At 71.3% G+C, this 3013-nt stretch carries 7 protein-coding genes; all 7 read left to right on the top strand.

Going from position 1 to position 3013, the window contains the following annotated elements; all coding sequences use genetic code 11:
* The first annotated feature begins 87 nt into the window (after positions 1-87).
* Positions 88-546 (top strand): Asp23/Gls24 family envelope stress response protein, encoded by a 459-nt coding sequence (locus tag H7A69_RS17115; RefSeq protein ID WP_182048141.1) that lies wholly within the window; start codon positions 88-90, stop codon positions 544-546.
* The gene (locus H7A69_RS17110) at positions 539-730 is read left to right on the top strand and encodes a DUF2273 domain-containing protein (protein WP_069712986.1); all 192 of its coding nucleotides are present in this window, start codon (positions 539-541) and stop codon (positions 728-730) included. Before H7A69_RS17115 ends, H7A69_RS17110 begins: the two co-directional genes overlap by 8 nt.
* A complete protein-coding gene (locus tag H7A69_RS17105) occupies positions 727-1074 on the top strand; it encodes a hypothetical protein (RefSeq protein ID WP_182048140.1) in 348 nt (115 codons plus the stop codon). Before H7A69_RS17110 ends, H7A69_RS17105 begins: the two co-directional genes overlap by 4 nt.
* Before the next feature lie 10 nt (positions 1075-1084).
* Positions 1085-1660 carry a DUF6286 domain-containing protein gene (locus H7A69_RS17100; RefSeq protein ID WP_182048139.1) on the top strand — a complete coding sequence of 192 codons (576 nt, stop codon included), beginning with the start codon at positions 1085-1087 and terminating at the stop codon, positions 1658-1660.
* Entirely contained in the window at positions 1657-2220 is a 564-nt protein-coding gene (locus tag H7A69_RS17095) for a hypothetical protein (protein WP_182048138.1), read from the top strand. The genes H7A69_RS17100 and H7A69_RS17095 overlap by 4 nt, the downstream gene beginning before the upstream one ends.
* 62 nt (positions 2221-2282) lie before the next feature.
* The gene (locus tag H7A69_RS17090) at positions 2283-2456 is read left to right on the top strand and encodes a CsbD family protein (protein WP_069712982.1); all 174 of its coding nucleotides are present in this window, start codon (positions 2283-2285) and stop codon (positions 2454-2456) included.
* A 61-nt stretch (positions 2457-2517) separates the two neighbouring features.
* A partial coding sequence (locus tag H7A69_RS17085) for an Asp23/Gls24 family envelope stress response protein (protein WP_182048137.1) occupies positions 2518-3013 on the top strand: 496 nt, incomplete at its 3' end.

Here is a 3013-nt window from a genome sequence, read left to right as displayed (position 1 = left end):
CGTGACGAACCTCGGTGTCACCCCGTCTCATCCGTGAACAGCAACCGCTGGGAACGTGTCCCGGCGGGCATCGAGAGGAGCATGAACATGGCTGACACCACCACCCCCACCCCGGCCACGACGGCGACGCGGACGACCGGTTCGCACGCGAACGGTTCGGGCACTGCGGGCAAGACCACGATCGATGACACGGTCGTGTCGAAGGTCGCCGGGATCGCTGCGCGTGAGGTGAACGGTGTGCACTCGCTCGGTGGCGGTGCCGCTCGTGCGATCGGTGCGCTGCGTGACGCGATCGGGCAGCGTGACCACGGCCAGGGTGTGAAGGTCGAGGTCGGCGAGAAGCAGGTCGCCGCGGACGTCGTGATCGTCGCGGAGTACCCGGTGTCGCTGCAGCAGGTCGCGGACGGGGTGCGTTCCTCGGTCGCGCGTGCGCTGCAGCAGATCGTGGGCATGGAGGTCGCCGAGGTCAACGTGACCGTGCAGGACGTCTTCATCCCGGGCGACGACGACGACAACGACGACAAGAAGGAGTCCCGCGTTGAGTAACACGCTGATCGGTGCCCTGATCGGGGCGATCCTCGCCGTCGTGGCACTGCAGTTCGGGTTCTGGGGCTTCGTCCTGGTGGTCGTGTTCGGTCTGGTCGGTGCCCTCGTCGCGGCGCTGGTGACCGGGAAGATCGACCGGGGTGCCCTGACCGACGTGCTGACCGGACGCCGGAGCTCCCGGTGACCGCCGGCCCGGCGAGCACCGGCTCGGGAAGCGTCCCGGCAGGCGCCGTCCCGGGCCGCGTGGAGATCACGGCCCGGGCCCTGACGACCCTGGCCCGGGCCGCCGCCGCGGAGCGCCTCCGGGTGCCCGCGAAGCGGCTGCGCGTGGGGATCGACGACGAGCAGGGATCCCTCGCGCTGGACGTGACCGGCCCCATCCGGGACCAGCCCGACATCGTCCGTGCGGCCGCGTCCGCGGCGGACGACATCAAGCAGCGCGTCAGCGAGCTGGCCGGCCGTCGGGTGGGTCGGACGCACATCGAACTGACCGGGCTCGTGCGTGAGCACGAGGGCCGGGTCCGGTAGGAGGAAGCACATGAGCACCGAACAGCTCGAGAAGCGGCTGCGTCGTCGGAGCATCCACCGGTCCCGGTCCACCGCCCTGGCGGTGACGCTGGTCGTGGTGATCCTGGTCGCGGCGTGGATCGGCACCGAAGCGGTCCTGAAGGCGATCGGTCAGGGGCCGCTGCTGGCGGACCCGCAGACCGTCGCCGACACCGCCCTCAAGCCCGACGCCGCGTTCACCACCATCGCCGAGGTCATCGCCGCCGTCCTCGTCATCGCCGGCATCGTCCTGGTGGTCCTGGCGCTGAAGCCGGGTCGGCAGCCCCGGTCCGGGATCGACCACGACCGTGGTGCGGTGATCATCGACACCCGCATCCTCGCCTCCACCGCCGCGAACGCCGCCGCCCTGGCAGCAGGCGTCCCCGAGGCCAACACGAGTGCGTCGGCGCGTGGGCACCGCACCCAGGTGCACGTGGTGCCCCTGTCCGGCATCCCCGTCGACACCCACACGGTGGAGCACGCGGTGCAGGACCGGCTCAGCCGCCTCGGCGGCAAGCACGGCTCCAGCGTGCAGGTCACCGTGGAGCAGAAGGGAACCCTGGCATGACCACCACCAACCGCGGCTTCAACCGGGTCCTGCTGTTCCTGATCGGCCTGATCGGCATCATCGCCGGGGTCGTGATCGGCGCCGGGGTGCTGCAACCCGTCCGCGACGCGGTGCAGCAGTACGTGACCCTCCCGCAGCAGGTCACCGTGCCCGGCACGGCACTGTGGATCATCGCCGCCGTCTGCGCAGTCGTGATCATCCTCGCGTTGGTCGTGGTGTTCACCCGCGGTGGTGGCGGAACCAGCGTCGCTGTCCGGGAACGCACCGGTGACGACCAGGTCACCGTCAACGTCGCCCTCGTCCGCGACGTCATCGACCACGAACTCGCCGACGTCCACGACATCGTCACGACCAAGGTCGACACGTACCTGGTGAAGAAGCAGCGAGCGGCCCGGATCCGGGTCCACGTCCGCCGCGGCGGCGACGCGGTCACCGTCCTCGACGCCGTCGACCACGCCGTCACCACCCTCGACCACACCCTCGGCCGAGAAGTACCGGTCCTGGTCCACCTCACCGGCGGCACCCGCACCGCACTCGCACGCACCACCCGCGTCCACTGACGCACACCACCACACCACCACCGCCGGGGACGACCCCGGCCCATCAGGGAGAGGAACCCACCATGGGACTCGACGACAAGATCAAGAACGCCGCCCAGGACATCGCGGGCAAGGCCAAGGAGGCCTTCGGCAACGCCACGAACGACGACTCGAAGGTCGCGGAGGGCAAGAAGGACCAGACCGCTGCGAGCGCGAAGCAGACCGGCGAGGACATCAAGGACGTCTTCAAGAACTAGCGGACCACGGCCGTCGCTCCCCCTGCGGGAGCGACGGCCCTGCTGTCCCGAGGAGGAAGCCATGCAGCACGATCCGAACGCACGGACCCAGGTGACCGAGGTCGACCTGCCGTCCGAGCTGACCACCCCGCTCCCCGACGACGCCGGGCCCCTGGTGGTCGCCGCCCGCACCGCGGCGGAGACGGCGCTCGGCGTGCCGGGTGTCCACCACCTGGGCAGCCTCGCGGCCCGCGCCGCCGACCGCGTCCGCTCCCAGCTCGGGCGGTCCGCCGGAGCACCCGGGGTGCAGGTGGACGACGCCGAGGACACCCTCGACGTGACCGTGTCGGTCGTCGTCGAGTACCCGCGGAACGTGCGCGAGGTCGCCGCGGCGGTCCGCGACCAGGTGTCCGCGGCGGTCTCGCAGCTGGGCGACGGCAAGCCGACCACGGTCGACGTCCGCGTGCTCGACGTGCACGGGCCGTTCGACGACGAACCGTCGGCCATCGACCGCGCCACCGACGCCGTCGGGGCCGCCGCGAGCCGCACGAAGGACGCCGTGGCCGGTGCCGCGGAGG

It is taken from the genome of Curtobacterium sp. ME26 (assembly GCF_903970945.1).
GTDB classification, from domain to species: Bacteria; Actinomycetota; Actinomycetes; order Actinomycetales; family Microbacteriaceae; genus Curtobacterium; species Curtobacterium citri.
Note: the sequence above shows the minus strand (reverse complement) of the source record. Positions and strands in the feature narration are given on the sequence as shown.

What these genes read in the sequence shown, in the direction of transcription:
- H7A69_RS17100 (WP_182048139.1), top strand. Translation starts at nt 1,085, where the DNA reads ATGAGCACCGAACAGCTCGAGAAGCGGCTGCGTCGTCGGAGCATCCAC.
- H7A69_RS17095 (WP_182048138.1), top strand. Translation starts at nt 1,657, where the DNA reads ATGACCACCACCAACCGCGGCTTCAACCGGGTCCTGCTGTTCCTGATC.
- H7A69_RS17090 (WP_069712982.1), top strand. Translation starts at nt 2,283, where the DNA reads ATGGGACTCGACGACAAGATCAAGAACGCCGCCCAGGACATCGCGGGC.
- H7A69_RS17115 (WP_182048141.1), top strand. Translation starts at nt 88, where the DNA reads ATGGCTGACACCACCACCCCCACCCCGGCCACGACGGCGACGCGGACG.